Here is a 19997-nt window from a genome sequence, read left to right as displayed (position 1 = left end):
CCCTTTCCTGTTAGGTAATCGAATGAAGGATTGATATGTAGGTATCCTGCACATGTATTTTATCATGTCTCTTCTAAATTTCCATCAGTATTGTTTGATTTCCTCTTTCAAACGTAAAAAAATATTTAAAATGAAAGCAGGAAATACAGAAAATTGGTGGAAAAACATGTTCGTATCCCGATAATTATAGTGTATGCTAATTAAATAGAGAAAAGGATTTTAAGGAATTAGGAGAATGAGAATATGAAAAATCTAGTTTCAGCCTTCCAGTGGGTAGCTTTTGTGATGGCATCATCCATTGTAGCACCTATTGCGGTAGCTGATTTATTTGGTTTGAGCGGTGCTGATGCTGCTGAATTTGTACAGCGGACTATTTTTGTCCTCGGAGTGGCAGGACTGCTCCAAGTGACTCTAGGGCACAAGCTGCCGATTAATGAAGGTCCTGCTGGTTTGTGGTGGGGAGTATTTGCACTCTATGCAGGAATGAGTACAACTTTATTTGCCACTGCAACAGAGACACTTCAAGCCCTTCAGGGAGCTATGCTGATGAGCGGGGTATTGTTTATCCTCCTAAGCTTAGCAGGATTAATAGATAAAATTAGTAAACTTTTTACACCGGTGGTAACCGGTATCTACATATTGCTGCTAGTCATGCAGCTCAGTAAATCATTTTTGAATGGGATGCTGGGTGTCGGCTATAATAGTTCTGGAGTAGACTTAAAAATCGCAGCCTTAAGTCTCGTCACGGTACTATTTACTTTTTATGTGACACGGCATAAACTGGACGCAATCAGGCAATATGGCGTCTTAATCGCTCTTATATTCGGGTGGGCATTATTTGCCATTTTTGGTGCGGCCAGACCAATCACATCTTCGCATCAGTCGATTATTTCTTTACCGAAGATGTTTGTATTTGGCGAGCCTCATTTCGATTTTGGTATGATTATGACATCAATATTTGTGACGTTGCTGTTATTAACCAACATGATCGCTAGTGTAAGGGTTGTTGAGAATTTAATGAAATCTCTCGGTATTATCCAGAATAAAGTCAGCCTGAAAAAAGGCGGCTTCGTTACAGGAGTCAATCAGCTGATCGGCGGATTGTTCAGTGCCATTGGACCTGTCCCAATTTCAGGTGCAGCAGGCTTTATTGCCACAACCCGTATTACCTCAAGGCTGCCGTTTATTTTAGGTGCTGTTTTAATTATTGGTTTCAGCTTATTTCCCAGCATTATGAATATATTTTCATCATTACCTGTACCAGTGGGATATTCTGTTACCTTCGTTGTCTTTGCCAGTATGATCGGAATGGCGTTCTCAGATTTCGATAAAGAAGCAGATTCAGCTAGAGTACGGAGTGTCATCGGTGTCTCTTTATTATGCGGGGTTGGTGTGATGTTCGTACCATCTGAAGCGTTTAAAGGTATTTCTCCGATTGTGACATCATTATTAAGTAATGGACTGATATTTGGAACGATAATAGCGATAATAACTGATCAGTGGTTATTATTTATTTCTAAAAAGCGTGCCTTACGCTGATCATTTTTCTCTTGTTTTAGGCAATTAACAAATTTATTTCAACTAAAAATAATTTATTAATATTTCTTAAGACGCAATTTCTGTTATGCTAAATAGGAGAAACTGAAGCTAAAATGATTTTAAGAGAATAAATTTACATTAAAAAACTTACATGAACTTTAAAAAAACTCGATTGTAACTACTTTAAATACTTGCGAAAAAGGAGCTGTTTAGCATGACCATTGAAAATCCAACCCGGTCTGAAATGGGAGCTATGTTAAAAAAAGCCAAACGAATTGCTGTTATTGGATTGTCCGATAAACCAGATAGAACCTCTTACATGGTCTCTGAAGCGATGCAAAAGAACGGATATGAAATTATTCCAGTAAACCCAAGCGTGGATGAAGTACTAGGGGTAAAGGCCGTTTCATCGCTTAAAGAAATTGAAGGACATATTGATATTGTTAATGTATTCAGACGATCGGAATTCCTTCCTGAGATCGCCAGAGAGTTTGCTGAGATTGACGCAGATATCTTTTGGGCACAGCTCGGTGTGGTTAATGAGGAAGCGTATGAATACTTGAAGGACAAAGGTTATACAGTTATCATGGATCGTTGTATTAAAGTCGAACATGCCCTTACGAAGTAAGACTTGAGAAGGAGCGGGCCGCCGCTCCTTTTTTTCGCCTAATAAATGGTCGATAGCTAAAGTTACATATCTTAATAACAAGTTTCGAAAAAAGGAACGTTTGTTCTTTTCTTCAAAATTCATTATACTTATGATATAAAAGAGAAATAAATGATAGCAGAGATAATCTGCAATTCACTAGACACATGATTTTCAGTCAATTCACACAGATGATTTGGCCCGGAAATTGCGGAAGATATGAAAGGGGAATTTCTGTGGCGAAAAATAGTAAAGAGTTTGCGTACGATGAAGATGCCATACAGGTATTAGAAGGTCTCGAGGCTGTAAGAAAGCGCCCGGGTATGTATATTGGAAGCACAGATGCGAGAGGACTCCACCATTTAGTATATGAAATTGTCGATAATGCCGTGGATGAAGCGCTTGCGGGACACGGAGATCAAATTATCGTAAAAATACATAAAGATAACAGCATTAGTGTCACGGACAAAGGACGCGGCATGCCAACAGGGATGCATAAACTTGGCAAGCCGACACCTGAAGTAATCCTTACGATTCTTCATGCTGGCGGTAAATTTGGTCAAGGCGGATATAAAACAAGCGGGGGACTGCATGGAGTAGGGGCTTCTGTTGTTAATGCTCTTTCTGAATGGCTGGTTGTGAAAATTAAACGTGATGGTTTTGTTTATGAACAACGTTTTATTAACGGAGGAAAGCCGGAAACCACACTTGAGAAGGTCGGAAAAACGAATCAATCTGGAACAATGATTCATTTCAAGCCGGATCCGACTATCTTTTCTGTGACGAGTTATAACTATGACACCTTATCTGAACGATTACGTGAATCTGCGTTTTTGCTAAAAGGTTTTAAAATTGAATTAATCGATGAACGCCATGATAAACAAGATGTTTTTTATTATGAAAACGGAATTGAAGCATTTGTTGAGTATTTGAATGAAGAAAAAGATACCCTTCATAGTATCGTTAGTTTAGAGGGCGAACAGAATGGCATTGAATTAGAATTTGCGTTTCAATTTAATGACGGGTATTCAGAAAATATTTTAAGCTTTGTCAATAATGTACGGACAAAAGACGGTGGAACGCATGAGATTGGTGCTAAAACAGCTCTAACTCGTGCCTTCAATGACTATGCGAGAAAAAGCGGTATGTTAAAAGAAAAAGACAAGAATCTAGAAGGTACGGATATCCGTGAGGGACTCTCAGCAATTATCTCTGTTCGAATTCCGGAAGAACTGCTGCAATTTGAAGGACAAACCAAAAGCAAACTGGGCTCAAGTGAAGCACGATCAGCAGTCGATTCCATTGTGTCCGAGCATTTGGCCTATTTCTTCGAGGAAGACCCGAATACGAGCACACTCCTGGTTAAAAAATCTGTTAAGGCTTTTCAGGCTCGTGAAGCAGCAAGAAAAGCACGGGAAGACGCTAGAAGCGGGAAAAAACGGAAGAAATCAGATACCATGCTGTCTGGTAAATTAACACCAGCACAATCGAAAAATCCTGACAAAAATGAACTTTACCTTGTTGAAGGAGACTCTGCTGGAGGTTCAGCTAAACAAGGGAGAGACAGACGCTTCCAAGCAGTCCTACCGCTTCGTGGAAAGGTCTTGAACACAGAAAAGGCGAAGCTGCAGGATATCATGAAGAATGAAGAAATCAATACGATTATTCATGCAATTGGTGCTGGCGTGGGACCTGAATTTACAGTGGCAGATACAAACTACGACAAAATTGTCATCATGACTGATGCAGATACCGATGGAGCTCATATTCAAGTATTGCTCTTGACGTTCTTCTATAAGTATATGAGACCGTTATTTGAAGCAGGCAAGATTTTTATCGCATTGCCTCCTCTTTATAAAGTTAGTAAAGGGAACGGAAAAAAAGCGGTGCTCGAATATGCTTGGAACGATGAAGAACTACAGGGTGCCATTGATAAAGTTGGGAAAGGTTATATGATCCAACGTTATAAAGGTCTTGGAGAAATGAACGCAGATCAGCTTTGGGATACTACGATGAATCCAGAGACCAGAACGTTAATTCGAGTAAAATTAGAAGATGTTGCCAGAGCGGAAAGAAGGATTACGACCTTAATGGGAGATAAAGTAGAACCAAGACGTAAATGGATCGAATCAAATGTTGAATTTGGTCTCGAAGAAGAATCGAATATTTTAGATAATGAAAATATATCGGTAGCAGAGGAGGGCAAATAATGGCCAGTGAAGAGATTTATCGGGATTTGCCCCTAGAAGAGGTAATCGGAGATCGTTTTGGACGTTATAGTAAGTACATTATTCAAGACCGCGCGCTGCCGGATGCTAGAGATGGCTTGAAGCCAGTACAGCGTCGTATTTTATATGCCATGCATGTAGAAGGAAATACACATGAGAAGGCTTACCGAAAATCAGCCAAAACCGTGGGTAATGTTATTGGTAATTACCACCCTCATGGTGATTCTTCCGTGTACGAAGCGATGGTACGGATGAGTCAGGACTGGAAGCTGCGAAAAGAATTAATTCAAATGCATGGAAACAACGGTAGTATTGACGGTGATCCACCAGCAGCAATGCGGTATACAGAGGCACGGCTTTCAGCTATCGCTTCTGAATTACTCCGAGATATTGATAAGCGGACAGTAGATTTTGTATCAAATTTTGATGATACTTCAGTAGAACCTGTGGTTCTGCCTGCAATGTTCCCTACGCTGCTTGCGAATGGATCAACGGGTATTTCAGCAGGTTATGCAACTGAAATCCCTCCGCATCAATTGGGCGAGGTTATTGATGCAGCAATCATGCGTATTGATAAACCGGACGCTAGTGTAGATGAATTGATGACCGTCATTAAGGGACCTGATTTCCCGACTGGCGGGATCATCCAAGGGGTAGAAGGGATTAAAAAAGCCTATGAAACCGGTAAAGGGAAAATTATCATCCGGTCTAAGGCTGAAATTGAAGACATTCGCGGCGGTAAACAGCAAATTGTCATTACTGAGATTCCTTATGAAGTGAATAAAGCTAATTTAGTCAAGAAGATGGATGAGTTTAGACTGGATCGTAAAGTTGAGGGAATGAATGAAGTACGTGATGAAACAGATCGTACCGGATTGAGAATTGTCATAGAGCTTAAAAAAGATGCCAATGCGAATGGTGTTTTAAATTATTTATATAAAAACTCTGATCTGCAAGTTGCCTATAACTTTAATATGGTGGCTATTTATAAAAAGCACCCAACCTTAATGAGCCTGCCTATGTTGTTGGACGCGTATATTGGCCATCGAAAAGAAGTCATAAGTAACCGTTCACGTTATGAATTACAAAAAGCACATGACCGTGCGCATATTGTTGATGGTCTAATTAAAGCGCTGTCCATTCTCGACGAAGTCATTTCTATTATCCGTTCGTCTAAGGATAAGCGAGATGCAAAAAATAACTTGATGGAAAAATTCGACTTCAGTGAACCTCAATCTGAAGCGATTGTTTCTTTACAATTATATAGGCTAACAAATACTGATATTACGGCCTTGCAAGCTGAAGGTGCGGAGCTTAAACAAAAAATTGAAGAGCTCTCAAAAATTCTTGATAGCGAAAAGGTTTTACAACAAGTCATTAAAAAGGAACTAAGATCTGTTAAAAAAGGATTTAATGATACACGCAGATCCAAAATAGAAGACAAAATAGAAGAACTAAAAATCAATCTAGAAGTGCTGATAGCGAGCGAAGATGTAATTGTGACAGTTACTAAGCAGGGGTATGTGAAACGCACTTCACTCCGGTCCTATACTGCATCCGGCGGTCTTGACTTTGGGATGAAGGACACAGATAGAATGCTTCAAAAGATTGAAGCAAATACAACGGATGTTCTTTTGTTGTTTACGAATAAAGGGAACTTCCTTTATTGCCCCGTTCATCAGCTACCAGATGTCCGCTGGAAGGAAACAGGTCAGCATATTGCCAATATCATTCCGATTGACCGTGATGAACAAATCTTAAAGGTAATCCCAATTAAAGACTTTGAACAGCCGCAGTATTTGCTGTTTATTACGAAGAACGGGATGGTCAAAAAAACAGACTTAATTTGTTATAAGGCTCAACGCCATTCCAAGCCGCTTGTAGCCGTTAACTTAAAGGGCGATGATGAACTAATTGATGTTCACTTAACCGATGGAAAAGCAGATATATTCTTGGCTACTCACTTTGGCTACTCGCTCTGGTTTGATGAAGAAGAAATTACGACAGTAGGTATTCGTGCCGCAGGGGTTAAAGGAATTAATCTTAAAGAAGATGACTTTGTTGCGGGTGGTAAAATCATTAATAAACAAACTGATGGCACTGTCTTTATTGCTACGCAGCGAGGCGCAGTGAAAAAAATGAAGCTTTCTGAATTTGAAAAAGCCTCGCGGGCGAAACGTGGTGTCCTGCTTCTTCGTGAGCTTAAATCCCATCCGCATCGCGTGATTGGGCTGGACATTGTTATTCAAAGTGATTCGGTATTCCTGTTAACCGATAAACAGTATGTCGAAAGCATTCACATTAGCAGTCTGCGTCCAGCAGACCGATATTCAAACGGTTCATTTATTATTGATGAAACAGAAAACGGTAAAGTTTGTGAATTATGGAAAGTCAGTGTTGAAGAGAATTAATAGATCGAGCCCGGCCGAATGGATTCCATTCTGGCCGGGCTTTTTTTATGTGAAATGAAATTTTTCCTTTAACCCATCTTTTCAAATATTTTCATGAATGTTGGAAATAATAACAAACAGTTAAATGGGAAGGGATGAGTACAAGTGGATGATTTGGTTATAGCAAGGTCATTATTTGGTACGACGATGGGCTTTCACATAATTTTTGCTACCCTTGGTGTTGGATTACCATTAATGATGATTATTGCAGAATTGATGTATCAAAAAACGAAGGATTATCATTATGTCATCATGGCCAAACGCTGGACGAAGACTTTTGCCATTTTGCTTGGCGTAGGAATTCCAACGGGTACAATTGCCGGCACGCAGTTGTCCTTATTATGGCCTGGTTTTATGGAGGTCATTGGGAAAGTAATGGTGCTGCCGTTTCAAATTGAAATTTATGCCTTCTTTTTGGAAGCCTTATTTATGTCGATTTATGTCTATGCAGCGGAAAGGCTCCCTCCATGGGCACGTACACTCAGCTTGGTGTTAGTTGCCTTTGGTGCAATGGCATCAGCGGTATTGATTTCAAATGTTCACTCATTTGAAGGGACACCAGCAGGCTTCAAGATGGAAAATGGCGTGATTTCAGATGTACATCCATGGGTGGCCTTCTTCAATCCGAGTTTTATAGTAACCGCTATTCATGTTGTTTTGACGGCTTATACAACAGGTGCCTTTGTTATTGCTGCAGTGGCTGCCTTTAAAATGCTAAGAATCGGTCCTAAAAACAAAGACTACTTATTCCATAAAAAAGCGCTGAAGATTTGTGTCATTACTGGAGGTATTTTTGCTTTATTTACTGCACTTAATGGACATGTAGTAACGCAAAAACTCCATGAATATCAGCCGGAAAAGCTCGCGGCTGCTGAAGGACTCTTTGAAACGCAGGACCATGCACCTTTGTCTCTACTTGGGTTTACTGACCGCGAAACGCAGGAAGTCAAATATGGAATTGAGATACCATGGGCTCTCAGCTTTTTGTCAGGGAACAGTTTTGATACCGAAGTGATTGGCTTAAATGATTTTCCAGAGGAAGAGTGGCCGCCGTTATTCGTTCATACGTTGTTCAATTTGATGGTAATAACGGGCGGTATGCTTATCGTTCTTGCGCTGTTTATCTATCTTTGGAACTTCCGCAGAAAACGAGAACTTCCTAAGTGGCTTCTGGTGATTGTTGTTTTATCAGGTCCATTGGCAATGATGGCTATTGAATCGGGCTGGATATTTGCCTGTACGGGACGTCAGCCTTGGACCATATACCGTATTCTATCTACAGCAGATTCTGCTACCACATCGACCAATCTTGGACCCTTATTTGCATCGTTTGCCGTTGTCTATGCGATTCTTGGCATAGCCGTCGTATCCGTCCTGCTTTATTATTTCAAACGAAATACTGTACAGGATGATATCTATCGAGCTGAGCAAAAAGGTCTCCCATTATATGGATCAAACTCATAAAAAGGGGGAACTAACATGACTGATACTATTCTAGCCATTACCACGCTCTGGCTATTTGTGTTTTTCTACTCAATTTTGGGAACGATGGACTTCGGAGCGGGGTTTTGGTCATTTCTCTACTTTAATAAAGAGAAAACAAAGGTAACGAATGTTGCGAATCGTTATCTTTCGCCTACCTGGGAAGTTACGAATACGTTTATTGTTCTACTTGTTATTAGTTTATACGCACTGTTTCCAGGTGCGGCTTATACGCTGGGAACGGTTTTATTAATTCCGGGAAGTCTTATTCTTTTGCTGCTCGCCATTCGAAGCGCATTTTTAGTCTTTTCACATATTGCAACGAAATACAGCAAAGTTCTGACCTATATTTCTGGGATAACAGGTATCATCATTCCTGCGCTCTTAATAAGCGTTTTACCAATCTCTCATGGAAATTATGTAGAGGGAGAGAAGGGAAAGGAAGTATTGAACCTGTCTGCTCTGTTTACAAGTCCCCACGAATATGCCTTTGTCGGTTTTGGTGTATTCAGTACATTATTTCTATCTGCACTGCTTCTTTCCGATTACTCAAAAGAATCGAATGAGGTAGAGGCTTTTAAAATTTATCGAAAAAACGCTATGATTACAGGTCCCATATCGTTGGTGTTTGCCATTTTGGTCATGTGGACCATGAAAAGTGAGGCTCCGTGGTTGTTTGAAAATATGATGGAACATTCCTCGATGCTGCTGCTATCGGTCCTGTTTTTTGTCATAGGTGGAATAGGACTTTATCTGCCGTATTTCTCTAAAAGAGATGTTAAAGGAATGCCTAGGCTAGCGGTTATTGCGATTGTTATTCAATATTTTATTGCGAGCTTTGCATATGGAAGGGCACATCTGCCGTATATTGTTTATCCAATTGTCACGCTGGAGAATAGCTTTACAGATCCAGCAACATTCCGAGCGGTATTTATCGTAATTATTATTTGCAGCGCCATCTTGCTTCCAGGCTTTTACTTGTTTTGGCGTCTATTTATGAAGGATAAGCGATATTTATCGCAACAAAAGCAGGAAAGTAAAAAATAGGGAGTAGGTGGGGGTTAATGAGCAAAAAAGCAGAGGTTTTCAAATACTTGGTTTTTGTTGTAGCTGTTCTGTTTGCCTGCCAAGCAGTAGCTGCTCAGGGGAAAAGCAGTCAAGATGAGAAGATCCTTTTTCATGAAAAAAAAGAGCTTACCGGGGATAAAAAGAAAGATGCCATTATCATAAAAGGAATTCAATATGAAAATGGTAGTGATTTTTACAAAGAGATTATTTTAATGGTTACAAGTAAAGGCGTACTCAGAGAGGTTCATCTCAGCAGCGGCTTCTCCCCAGCCGTATCCTTTGCGGATCTTAATCATGATGGATTGAAGGATGTTCTCGTTACGGTTCCAGCTGTCAACCATGAGGAGACTGACACCATTCCAATAGAAGCTTATGCCTTTACATTTAAAGATGATAAGCTTCTTGATTTGTCAGTTCCACCTGCTGTACAAGTTACTTCTCAGTATTTAAATGACTATAAGGCTGTCTTGAAGGTGGACGACCAGAAACCCGTCGTGCTTGATGTAAAGGACCATCGAAAGGAGTATGAGGAGCTTGGCCTTTATCAAGAAGGAATTCTTAATGAAGAAACGGAGCTGATGATCGATTCTTATTATTCATTAAAAACATATCAAATCTTTGGAAGAGGAAAAAATTTGGAAGGCAGACAAAGAATAAACGGAATTCATCAACAAGATAGCTTGGCTGACCTTATTTCTAAATGGCATTATGAGAAGGATGGTTGGAAATTAGTAGATGTTAAAATAAAACCTGTACAAACGAAAAAGAAGTAGCAGAAACTAGGCACTATTCATAGAATATGGCAAGTAAGCAGATTATAGAGGAGAGGTACTTGCCATGTCGATATTAGATTTGGAAAAGTTAGTGATTACCTATATGCCGCCTGTAACCTTTTCTCATCCGGCAGAGGGGAGGAAATACACAGTTACTCACGATGATCAAAGTGGAATCATTAATGTGGCAATAGGGCGTCATTATGACCAATATCAAATTAATCCGACGATGAGAGATGAAGTGCTGGCTGAGTGGAAACCTGATCGGGGACAATACACTCTTTTGGTAACTGTGCATGTCAGCGATGGGGAATATGATGCAAATCATGCGAAAATCCGTTATATGATTTTTCAGCGGGAGCTTCCGCTTGCCCTTCAAGCTATTATGCATGCAGACACGCCATTTTTAGGATACTACCCGTGGCTCTTGAATAGCCCGATTTCTGCAGAATTTACCTCTATCTATCCTGAATATAATCAAACCCTTGACTATGGTACCCCTAGGCAATATTTATAGCCACTAATAGCACTCTAATTAAGCAGGTATAGAGTGCTATTTATATGGTTTGAAAGATTCAGAATTGACAACATATTTATAATTAGATAAAATCAACTTGTATTTCCAATAAAAGTAATGTAAGCGGTTTATTTTTGACAGGAAAGGAGCTGGGTTCATACGGATCTGAAAAATCGGATTATCGATACCTCTTTACAGCTTTTCGAAAAACATGGTTTTCATGGCGTCTCTGTCAATCAAATTGTCCAAGAAAGCGGTACAAGCAAAGGTGGATTTTACCACCATTTTCATTCCAAGGATGAATTGCTTTTTGTGATTCATGATTATTTTATTTCCTACGTTTTAAATAAGGCAATGGAAGCCATCTCAACTAGTACTCACCCCACAGAAAAAATGCAGAAAATGATTACTTCATTTGTCAAAGTGTTTGACCTCTATAAACCTCATATATCAGTATTTTATCAAGAAAGTGGTTATCTAAAACCGTTATATGCAAGTGCAATTAAGGAAAAAAGAGAAAAGTATAAAACGCTCTTATTTAATTTACTTGAAGAGGGTGTTGCGGCCGGAGAGTTTCGTCCTGAACTTGACCGTACGATTACCGGGATGTCTATCTTGGGAATGGTAAATTGGTCGTATAAATGGTACAAACGGGAAGGCGAAAAATCAATTGAAGAAATTGCTGAGATTTATGTCGACTTAATTCTTCATGGACTCCTAACAACAGAAGCTAAACAAGATTCCCGCTATGCAAGATATTTTTTAAATAATAAAGCGCTTACATAAAGACTTGACCGACCAACTAGTCGGTCTTAATAAAAAGATGGAGGTTCACTATGAATTTCGAATTAACAAAGGAACAGCTGATGATTAAAGAAATGACTCGAGGGTTCGCAGAGAAAGAGATTAAGCCGATTGCGATTGAACTGGACCGTGAATCTAAATTTCCTGAAGAAGTTTTTAAGAAAATGGGGCAATTAGGGCTGCTAGGAATTCCATTTCCTGAAACATATGGCGGTTCAGGAGGAGATACCATTTCCTATGCGATTGCAGTAGAGGAAATTGGCAAAGCTTGCGGCGGCACAGGGTTAAGTTATGCCGCAGCGGTTTCACTTGGCTCAAGTCCTATCTATTATTTTGGTACTGAAGAGCAAAAGCAAACATATCTCGTTCCGCTGGCAAAAGGAGAAACGTTGGCGGCATTTGGACTAACCGAACCGAATGCTGGATCTGATGCAGGGGGAACTCGAACGCGGGCTGTTCTTGAAGGAGATGAATACGTCATTACTGGCGAAAAGTGCTGGATTACGAATGCTGGCTATTCAAGGACAATTACCGTTACAGCCGTAACAGGGAAAGACAGCCGCGGTAAAAATATTATTTCGGCTTTCATTGTCCCGACTGACTCAAAAGGACTTTCAGTCTCCAGTAATTACGACAAGATGGGGGTCAGGGCCTCTAATACATGTGAAATCATTTTGGATCACGTCAGAGTGCCGAAAGAAAATCTTCTTGGTGATGCAGAAGCAGGATTTAAACAATTTTTATACACACTGGACGGCGGAAGGATATCGATCGCAGCACTTGCTGTGGGCATTGCTCAGGCAGCTTTTGAAAGATCGTTGGCTTTTGCAAAAGAACGTGTCCAATTCGGGCAATCAATTTCTAAATTCCAAGCGATTCAATTTAAGCTTGCTGATATGGCAATGGAAATCGAATTGGCAAGAAATATGGTATACAAAGCGGCTTGGTTGAAGGATCATAAAAAACCGTTCACAAAGGAAAGTGCATATGCCAAGCTTTTTGCATCGGAAATGGCTTTTAGGGCTAGTAACCAAGCCATTCAAATTCATGGAGGCTCAGGTTATATGCGTGAGTATGAAGTGGAGCGTTTTCTAAGAGATGCAAAGCTTCTTGAGATTGGTGAAGGAACTTCTGAGATTCAGAGATTAGTCATTGCTAGACAGCTAGGCTGTTAAACGTAAAAGACTACTTTTATAGGGGAGGTTTTTATGACGGAATTAGTGAATAGTACTGTCGGAAAGCTGCTCGAAACAACAGCAACAATCTATGGAGAAAGAGAAGCAGTTGTTTACTCGGAGTTGAATTTGCGCTATACGTATAAAGAATTTGAGCAACTCTGTCGTGAAGCTGCTAAAGGATTCATGTCACTCGGGATCGATAAGGGAGAGCATGTGGCGATATGGGCATCCAATAAGCCGGAGTGGCTGATCAGCCAATTTGCCACTGCAAAAATGGGAGCGGTACTTGTCACAGTCAATACCAGTTACCGGACCAATGAGCTTGAGTATCTCCTCAGTCAATCAGATGCTTCAACCATCATCTTAATGGATCAATTTAAGGACCATTCCTTTATTGATACGTTATATGAAATCGTACCGGAATTAGCCGATGCCGTTCCAGGGCAGTTGAAATCTAGCAGGCTGCCGCATTTAAGAAATGTCATTGTCCTTGGAGATTCAACATATCCTGGTACGTTTTCTTGGAAGGAATTGCTTGCAGCTAAGGATCAAGTAACAGATGAACAACTAGATTTCCGGATGCAACAGTTACATCATCATGATGTAATTAACATGCAATATACATCTGGAACAACTGGTTTTCCTAAAGGGGTCATGCTGACTCATTCCAATTTGGTTAATAACGGTGTAAATGTTGCTGCCTGTATGAAGCTATCACACAATGACCGGCTTTGTATTCCAGTTCCTTTTTTCCATTGCTTTGGGTGTGTATTGGCAAACATGGCTTGTGTGTCAGTCGGAGCTGCAATGATTCCGTTAGAAGAGTTTAACCCGAGAAAGGTATTGCGCACGGTAGAACAAGAAAAATGCACCGCTCTCCACGGTGTGCCGACCATGTTCATCGCTGAACTAAATGTGGAGGATTTCCCCCAGTATGATCTAACAAGCTTGCGGACAGGAATCATGGCTGGTTCCAATTGCCCGATTGAAGTGATGAAAAACGTTGTAGAGAAAATGGGAATCTCTGAAATTACGATTACCTATGGCCAAACGGAGTCTTCCCCTGGCATTACGATGACACGGACAAATGATCCTATTGAACTTAGGGTGTCCTCTGTTGGGCGAGCCTTGCCAAATGTAGAAGTGAAAATCGTTAACCCGGGTACAGGGGAAGAAGTTCCCTTTGGGAGCCAAGGAGAACTTTGTACCCAAGGGTATCATGTCATGAAGGGATATTATAAAAATCCCGAAGCAACGAGGGAGGCCATCGATACGGGAGGATGGCTGCATACAGGTGATCTCGCCGTGATGGACGAAAATGGTTACTGCAAAATCACCGGACGCCTGAAGGATTTAATCATACGAGCCGGAGAGAATATTTATCCAAGAGAAATAGAAGAATTTCTATACCAGCACCGGGAAGTTAATGATGTCCAGGTAATTGGTGTGCCAGATGAAAAATACGGTGAAGAGGTCATGGCTTGGATTATTCCTAAACCTGGTGCGCAGTTAACGGAACAGGATATTCGTGAATATTGTAAAGGGAAAATCTCCCGCCATAAAATTCCACGGTACTTCCAATTTACCAAGGATTATCCGATGACAGCATCTGGGAAAATCCAAAAATATAAATTAAGAGAACAGTCGCTAGACTTACTCCGGACATCTAGATAAGGAGGAAATGTAATGGTAACTAAACTATTGATTGCAAATCGGGGTGAAATTGCTGCTCGAATTATTCGCACATGTAAAAAAATGAACATCCCCTGTGTGGCTGTTTATTCAGAAGCAGATCAAAACGCCCCATATGTTTCGATGGCTGATGAAGCATACTTGCTCGGCGGACCAAAAGTAAATGAGAGTTATTTACATGTAGAAAAAATTTTAGAAATTGCCAAAAAAGCAAATTGTGACAGTATTCATCCCGGGTATGGATTTTTGAGTGAAAATGCGGATTTTGCAAGAAGCTGTTCTCGGGCGGGTCTTACTTTTATCGGACCAAACCCGGATATAATTGAAAAAATGGGAAACAAGGTTGAAGCGAGAAAACTGATGGAGGCGGCTGGTTTGCCGCTTGTGAAAGGCTTGTCCCGTCCCCTGATTAATCTCGAGGATGCTAGTAAGTCAGCAGCTGAAATCGGGTATCCTGTTATGCTAAAGGCTGCAGCGGGCGGGGGAGGTATCGGTATGCAGGCTGTCTGGAATGAGGAAGACCTGATTGCTGCTTTTTCTGGGAACCAGAAACGTGCTGAAATGTTTTTTGGCAATGGGGATATGTTCATAGAAAAATTAATTGAAAAACCAAGGCATATTGAAATTCAAGTCCTTGCTGACCAATTTGGAGAGGCTGTTTATTTATGGGAACGCGAGTGTTCCATCCAAAGACGTAATCAGAAAGTCGTTGAGGAAGCGCCGTCTCCTTTTCTTGATGAAGATACGAGAATCAACATGGGTCAGTCTGCTGTTCGTGCCATAAAAGAAATCGGTTATCAAAACGCGGGAACGATTGAATTTCTAGTAGACGAACAACAACAATTTTATTTTTTAGAAATGAATACAAGGCTTCAAGTAGAGCACCCCATTACGGAGGAAATTACTGGTCTTGATTTGGTTGAACTACAAATCAGAGTTGCTTCGGGTGAAAAGCTAGCGCTTACACAAGCTGATATTAAACGAGAGGGACATGCCATAGAAGTTCGAATATATGCAGAAGATCCGGTCACTTTTTTCCCATCGCCCGGGACCATTACCTCTTTGATTCTGCCTGAAAATGAGTATATTCGTCATGAACTTGGTGTTCATGGAGCATCTATCGTGTCACCTTTCTATGATCCAATGATTGCCAAGATGATTGTTAAAGGCGATACACGAAATGAAGCGATTGATAACCTGAGTTCTGCACTGGAAGGGTATCAGATAAATGGGATTAAGACTAATATTCCGCTGCTTCTAGACATTAGTAAGCACCCCGCTTTTCGTGAGGGAGATACGACAACAGATTTTATCGATAAACATTTAAAAAATTGAACAGCAAATAGGAGGCGTAAGGATGGAAGAAATAAAAGCAAGTATGGCAGGTAGTGTATGGAAAATCAATGTATCGGTTGGTGCTGAGGTTGTCGAAGCCCAAGATGTTGTCATTCTTGAATCAATGAAGATGGAAATACCTATTTCAGCAGTGGGAAATGGAGTGGTAACAGAACTAAAAGTTAAAGAAGGTGACTTCGTTAACGAGGGTGACGTATTGGTCATTATTGAATAAGGAGGAGATGCAATGAGAAAACAAAAAATACAGATAAAAGAAGTCGGTCCCCGTGATGGGCTGCAAAATGAAGATGAAATCATTGAAACGGCAGATAAAATTGAGTGGATTGACCGCTTGTCTAATACGGGATTAACTTATATTGAAATTACATCGTTTGTTCATCCTAAATGGATTCCACAACTGAGTGATGCACGTGAAGTGGCAAAAGCCATCAAACGGTATCAAGGGATTACGTATGCAGCACTGGTCCCCAATATGAAAGGGCTAGATACTGCATTAGAAGCAAATATTGATGAGGTTTCCGTGTTCATGTCGGCAAGTGAATCGCATAATCAAGCAAATATTAATAAATCGATCATCGACACGTTTCCAATCTTAGAAGAGGTTGTTCAAGGTGCCATTCAAGGCGGTAAAACGGCCCGCGGTTATATATCTACTGCTTTTGGTTGTCCGTATGAAGGGGAAGTTCCGGTTGAACAGGTTTTTCGAATCTGTGACAAACTGCTTGAAATGGGCGTTCGTGAAGTATCGCTTGGAGACACGATTGGTGCAGCCTCACCGAATCAAATAGAAGACTTTCTGGAATTGGCTCTTAAACGTTACAAATCCACAGATCTTGCTCTGCACTTTCATGATACGCGAGGAATGGCCCTCGCCAATGTTCTTGCTGCTCTTGATTATGGTATTGAGACCTTTGATGCAGCACTTGGAGGCCTTGGAGGTTGTCCTTATGCACCGGGAGCAAGTGGAAATGCTGCAACTGAAGACCTGGTTCAAATGCTGAATCAAATGAATATTAACACAGGAATCGATATCCAAAAATTATTGCAAGCCGGTGTATTTATGAGGGATAAACTACAAAAAAATCTACCTAGCCACATGCTTGCTGCCTATACTGCACAAATCAATGAAAACTAAGCCAATATGGGAGGTGAAAGGGTGTCCAATATAATTGAGTTTGAAATTGTCGAGAACGTCGGACTATTGACATTGAATCGTCCAGAAGCAGCTAATGCCTTATCGCTTACTATGCTAAATAGACTAAATGAAACGTTGGAAGAGATCGATAATCATCAACTGCGCTGTCTAATCATCACTGGCGCTGGTGAACGGGTTTTCTGTGCTGGAGCTGACTTAAAAGAACGTGCAGAAATGAATGAAATAGAAGTAAAACAAACGGTCTCTCTAATTAGTAAAACGATGACAGCCATTGAACAATTTCCAATGCCGGTGATTGCTGCAATGAATGGTGCAGCTTTTGGCGGAGGATTGGAACTTGCTCTTGCCTGTGATATCCGTTTGGCAGGAGAGGACTGTAAACTGGGGTTAACAGAAACGTCGCTTGGGATTATCCCTGGGGGCGGAGGTACGCAAAGATTACCTAGAATTGCGGGTGCTGCAGCAGCAAAGGAACTAATCTTTACAGCAAGAAAAATTACTGCTAAGGAGGCTTTGACACTAGGTATCCTTAATAAAGTAGTGCCATCTGACCAACTTCAACAAATCACCTTGAATCTGGCGAAAGAAATTGCCCAAAATGCACCACTTGCTTTGAAAGCAGCAAAACAAGCCGTAAACAGTGGGCTGCAAAGTGATATCGCATCAGGATTACTAATTGAAGCAGCATCCTATGAACAGACGATTGCAAGCTATGATCGTACAGAAGGATTACGAGCATTCAGCGAAAAGCGAAAGCCGGTTTTTGAGGGCAGATAAATCGAGGAGGAGTGCATCATGGCCATTAGTGAAATGAAGACGACCGTTGAAAAAATAAAAAAAGGCGGAGCGGAAAAATATCATCAAAGTAATGCTGAAAAAGGAAAATTATTTGTTAGAGACAGGCTGCAGTTATTGTTTGATGAGGGATTAGATTTCGAGGATGCTTTCTTTGCTAATTGTTTAAGCAATGGTTTGCCAGCTGACGGTGTCGTTACAGGTGTGGGAACGATTAACGGACAAAGAGTTTGTGTGATGGCCAATGATTCAACAGTAAAAGCGGGTTCTTGGGGAGCTAAGACCGTAGAAAAAATCATCCGTATCCAGGAAACGGCCGAAAAACTTCAAATTCCATTGCTTTACTTGGTTGACTCTGCAGGTGCTCGAATCACCGACCAAGTGGAAATGTTCCCAGGACGACGAGGAGCAGGGCGTATTTTTTATAATCAAGTAAAATTATCTGGACAAGTCCCGCAAATTTGCTTGTTATTTGGTCCATCAGCTGCTGGCGGTGCGTACATACCGGCGTTTTGTGACATTGTTGTCATGGTAGAAGGCAATGCCTCCATGTATCTTGGCTCACCTCGTATGGCCGAAATGGTCATTGGTGAAAAAGTCAGTGAAGAAGAGATGGGCGGGGCTAAGATGCATTGTTCGGTTTCTGGATGCGGCGATGTCCTCGCTAAAACGGAAGAAGAAGCGATTAGTTTTGCCCGTCGCTATATATCCTATTTTCCTGCCAATTATCAGCAAAAGCCGAATAGTAAGGAACCACGTCAGCCTGAAAAGCCGGAGTCATCGATTGCTGGTTTGATCCCTGCTAATCAAAATGCGGCATTTAATATGAAAGATCTCCTAGCTTGTTTAATCGATGAAGGCAGCTTCTGTGAAATTAAAGAATTGTTTGCAGCCGAGCTGATTACAGGTTTGGCACGGTTGAACGGGCAATCCATTGGAATTATTGCCAATCAGCCTCGGGTAAAAGGGGGAACACTTTTCCATGATTCTGCCGACAAGGCGGCTAAATTCATTCAACTTTGTGATGCCTTCCATATTCCATTGCTGTTTTTAGCTGACATTCCTGGTTTTATGATTGGGACAAAAGTTGAACAAGCTGGAATTATCCGTCATGGGGCAAAAATGATATCAGCGGTTAGTGAAGCAACTGTGCCAAAGATATCGGTAGTTGTTCGAAAAGCATATGGTGCCGGGCTTTATGCCATGGCGGGGCCAGCATTTGAACCGGATTGCTGCCTTGCACTGCCAACTGCATCCATTGCGGTTATGGGACCAGAGGCGGCTGTCAATGCTGTGTATGCAAAGAAAATCCAAGAGCTGCCTGCGGAAGAACGAGCTTCGTTCATTGAACTCAAACGTAATGAATACAAAGAGGACATAGATATTTACCGTTTAGCGTCGGAGATGGTGATTGATGGAATTGTTCAACCGGAGAACCTCCGTCAAGAATTAATCACTCGTTTTGCCGCTTATGCATCCAAAGAACTAACGTTTACACATCGCAAACATGGTGTGAATCCAGTCTGAATAGGTTTTCTTAAAGTCCGGTCATGGAACCGGACTTTTTTGAACTTTTTTCCGGCGTAGTAGAATCATCCAAGAAAGGATACGATATTTATTAAAAGATAATAAAGCTAAATGGTTTCCAAGTAATCGTAATAAAGGTACAATGTGAGGAGATTAATCTAGTCGAAATGATACCGAATTACCGATAATTGCTAAATTACGGTCCGCAAATGGGTAGCAGCTTCTTTGGGAGGATACTTTTTTATGTCAACGAACTACATAGACGACAGCTTAGGATTACACACAGATTTTTATCAAATCAACATGGCCCAAACGTATTGGGAGGATAACATCCACCAAAAAAATGCGGTGTTTGAGGTGTTTTTTAGAAAACTTCCTTTTCACAGCGGCTATGCCGTTTTTGCTGGACTCGAAAAAATTATTCAGTATATTGAGAATTTTTCATTCTCAGAAAGTGATATTGAGTATTTACGAAAGGAGCTAGGGATTAAAGAGGAATTTTTAAACTTCCTTCGTGATTTAACCTTTACCGGAAATATCCGCTGTATGAAAGAAGGGGAATTGGTTTTCGCCAACGAACCTATACTTAGAGTGGAAGCACCACTGGCACAAGCACAGCTTATCGAAACAGCCCTTTTAAATATTATAAATTATCAAACACTGGTAGCTACAAAAGCATCAAGAATTAAACAAATCATAGGTGATGAATCTGCTCTGGAATTCGGATCGCGCCGCGCTCAGGAAATGGATGCAGCTATTTGGGGAGCACGTGCGGCCTTTGTTGCT

17 protein-coding genes are annotated in these 19997 nt (G+C 40.9%); all 17 read left to right on the top strand.

Going from position 1 to position 19997, the window contains the following annotated elements:
• Positions 1-243: 243 nt before the first annotated feature.
• Entirely contained in the window at positions 244-1539 is a 1296-nt protein-coding gene (locus tag WYK_RS02885) for a purine/pyrimidine permease (protein WP_040373090.1), read from the top strand.
• Positions 1540-1753: 214 nt separating this feature from the next.
• Complete coding sequence (locus WYK_RS02880) at positions 1754-2167, top strand: CoA-binding protein (protein WP_040373089.1); 414 nt, start codon at positions 1754-1756, stop codon at positions 2165-2167.
• A 254-nt stretch (positions 2168-2421) separates the two neighbouring features.
• The gene (gene parE, locus WYK_RS02875; protein ID WP_040373088.1) at positions 2422-4395 is read left to right on the top strand and encodes a DNA topoisomerase IV subunit B; all 1974 of its coding nucleotides are present in this window, start codon (positions 2422-2424) and stop codon (positions 4393-4395) included.
• Complete coding sequence (parC, locus tag WYK_RS02870; RefSeq protein WP_040373086.1) at positions 4395-6824, top strand: DNA topoisomerase IV subunit A; 2430 nt, start codon at positions 4395-4397, stop codon at positions 6822-6824. Before parE ends, parC begins: the two co-directional genes overlap by 1 nt.
• Before the next feature lie 144 nt (positions 6825-6968).
• Positions 6969-8327, top strand: coding sequence for a cytochrome ubiquinol oxidase subunit I (locus WYK_RS02865; RefSeq protein ID WP_040373085.1), 1359 nt, complete (start codon positions 6969-6971; stop codon positions 8325-8327).
• 15 nt (positions 8328-8342) lie between these two features.
• Positions 8343-9392, top strand: coding sequence for a cytochrome d ubiquinol oxidase subunit II (locus WYK_RS02860; RefSeq protein ID WP_040373084.1), 1050 nt, complete (start codon positions 8343-8345; stop codon positions 9390-9392).
• Between the two features lie 17 nt (positions 9393-9409).
• Entirely contained in the window at positions 9410-10186 is a 777-nt protein-coding gene (locus tag WYK_RS02855; RefSeq protein WP_040373083.1) for a hypothetical protein, read from the top strand.
• 64 nt (positions 10187-10250) lie between these two features.
• On the top strand, positions 10251-10703 hold the full coding sequence (locus WYK_RS02850) for a staygreen family protein (RefSeq protein ID WP_040373082.1): 453 nt from the start codon (positions 10251-10253) through the stop codon (positions 10701-10703).
• Positions 10704-10868: 165 nt separating this feature from the next.
• Positions 10869-11489: a TetR/AcrR family transcriptional regulator gene (locus tag WYK_RS02845; protein ID WP_040373080.1), complete on the top strand. Its 621-nt coding sequence runs from the start codon at positions 10869-10871 to the stop codon at positions 11487-11489.
• A 50-nt stretch (positions 11490-11539) separates the two neighbouring features.
• Positions 11540-12682, top strand: coding sequence for an acyl-CoA dehydrogenase family protein (locus WYK_RS02840; protein WP_040373078.1), 1143 nt, complete (start codon positions 11540-11542; stop codon positions 12680-12682).
• Positions 12683-12715: 33 nt separating this feature from the next.
• Entirely contained in the window at positions 12716-14359 is a 1644-nt protein-coding gene (locus WYK_RS02835; protein WP_040373077.1) for an AMP-binding protein, read from the top strand.
• 12 nt (positions 14360-14371) lie between these two features.
• Positions 14372-15712 (top strand): acetyl-CoA carboxylase biotin carboxylase subunit, encoded by a 1341-nt coding sequence (locus WYK_RS02830; RefSeq protein ID WP_040373076.1) that lies wholly within the window; start codon positions 14372-14374, stop codon positions 15710-15712.
• A 22-nt stretch (positions 15713-15734) separates the two neighbouring features.
• A complete protein-coding gene (locus WYK_RS02825; RefSeq protein ID WP_040373074.1) occupies positions 15735-15947 on the top strand; it encodes an acetyl-CoA carboxylase biotin carboxyl carrier protein subunit in 213 nt (70 codons plus the stop codon).
• A gap of 12 nt (positions 15948-15959) precedes the next feature.
• Positions 15960-16868, top strand: a complete 909-nt coding sequence (locus tag WYK_RS02820) for a hydroxymethylglutaryl-CoA lyase (protein WP_040373072.1) — start codon at positions 15960-15962, stop codon at positions 16866-16868.
• 21 nt (positions 16869-16889) lie between these two features.
• Entirely contained in the window at positions 16890-17666 is a 777-nt protein-coding gene (locus tag WYK_RS02815) for an enoyl-CoA hydratase-related protein (protein WP_040373071.1), read from the top strand.
• 18 nt (positions 17667-17684) lie between these two features.
• On the top strand, positions 17685-19211 hold the full coding sequence (locus tag WYK_RS02810; RefSeq protein ID WP_040373070.1) for an acyl-CoA carboxylase subunit beta: 1527 nt from the start codon (positions 17685-17687) through the stop codon (positions 19209-19211).
• A gap of 243 nt (positions 19212-19454) precedes the next feature.
• A partial coding sequence (locus tag WYK_RS02805; RefSeq protein WP_040373069.1) for a nicotinate phosphoribosyltransferase occupies positions 19455-19997 on the top strand: 543 nt, incomplete at its 3' end.

Origin of the sequence: Peribacillus psychrosaccharolyticus ATCC 23296, assembly GCF_000305495.1 — a bacterium.
GTDB classification, from domain to species: Bacteria; Bacillota; Bacilli; order Bacillales; family DSM-1321; genus Peribacillus; species Peribacillus psychrosaccharolyticus.
Note: the sequence above shows the minus strand (reverse complement) of the source record. Positions and strands in the feature narration are given on the sequence as shown.

What these genes read in the sequence shown, in the direction of transcription:
- WYK_RS02825 (WP_040373074.1), top strand. Translation starts at nt 15,735, where the DNA reads ATGGAAGAAATAAAAGCAAGTATGGCAGGTAGTGTATGGAAAATCAAT.
- WYK_RS02820 (WP_040373072.1), top strand. Translation starts at nt 15,960, where the DNA reads ATGAGAAAACAAAAAATACAGATAAAAGAAGTCGGTCCCCGTGATGGG.
- WYK_RS02860 (WP_040373084.1), top strand. Translation starts at nt 8,343, where the DNA reads ATGACTGATACTATTCTAGCCATTACCACGCTCTGGCTATTTGTGTTT.
- WYK_RS02850 (WP_040373082.1), top strand. Translation starts at nt 10,251, where the DNA reads ATGTCGATATTAGATTTGGAAAAGTTAGTGATTACCTATATGCCGCCT.
- WYK_RS02830 (WP_040373076.1), top strand. Translation starts at nt 14,372, where the DNA reads ATGGTAACTAAACTATTGATTGCAAATCGGGGTGAAATTGCTGCTCGA.
- WYK_RS02855 (WP_040373083.1), top strand. Translation starts at nt 9,410, where the DNA reads ATGAGCAAAAAAGCAGAGGTTTTCAAATACTTGGTTTTTGTTGTAGCT.
- parC (WP_040373086.1), top strand. Translation starts at nt 4,395, where the DNA reads ATGGCCAGTGAAGAGATTTATCGGGATTTGCCCCTAGAAGAGGTAATC.
- WYK_RS02810 (WP_040373070.1), top strand. Translation starts at nt 17,685, where the DNA reads ATGGCCATTAGTGAAATGAAGACGACCGTTGAAAAAATAAAAAAAGGC.
- WYK_RS02835 (WP_040373077.1), top strand. Translation starts at nt 12,716, where the DNA reads ATGACGGAATTAGTGAATAGTACTGTCGGAAAGCTGCTCGAAACAACA.
- WYK_RS02885 (WP_040373090.1), top strand. Translation starts at nt 244, where the DNA reads ATGAAAAATCTAGTTTCAGCCTTCCAGTGGGTAGCTTTTGTGATGGCA.
- WYK_RS02840 (WP_040373078.1), top strand. Translation starts at nt 11,540, where the DNA reads ATGAATTTCGAATTAACAAAGGAACAGCTGATGATTAAAGAAATGACT.
- WYK_RS02880 (WP_040373089.1), top strand. Translation starts at nt 1,754, where the DNA reads ATGACCATTGAAAATCCAACCCGGTCTGAAATGGGAGCTATGTTAAAA.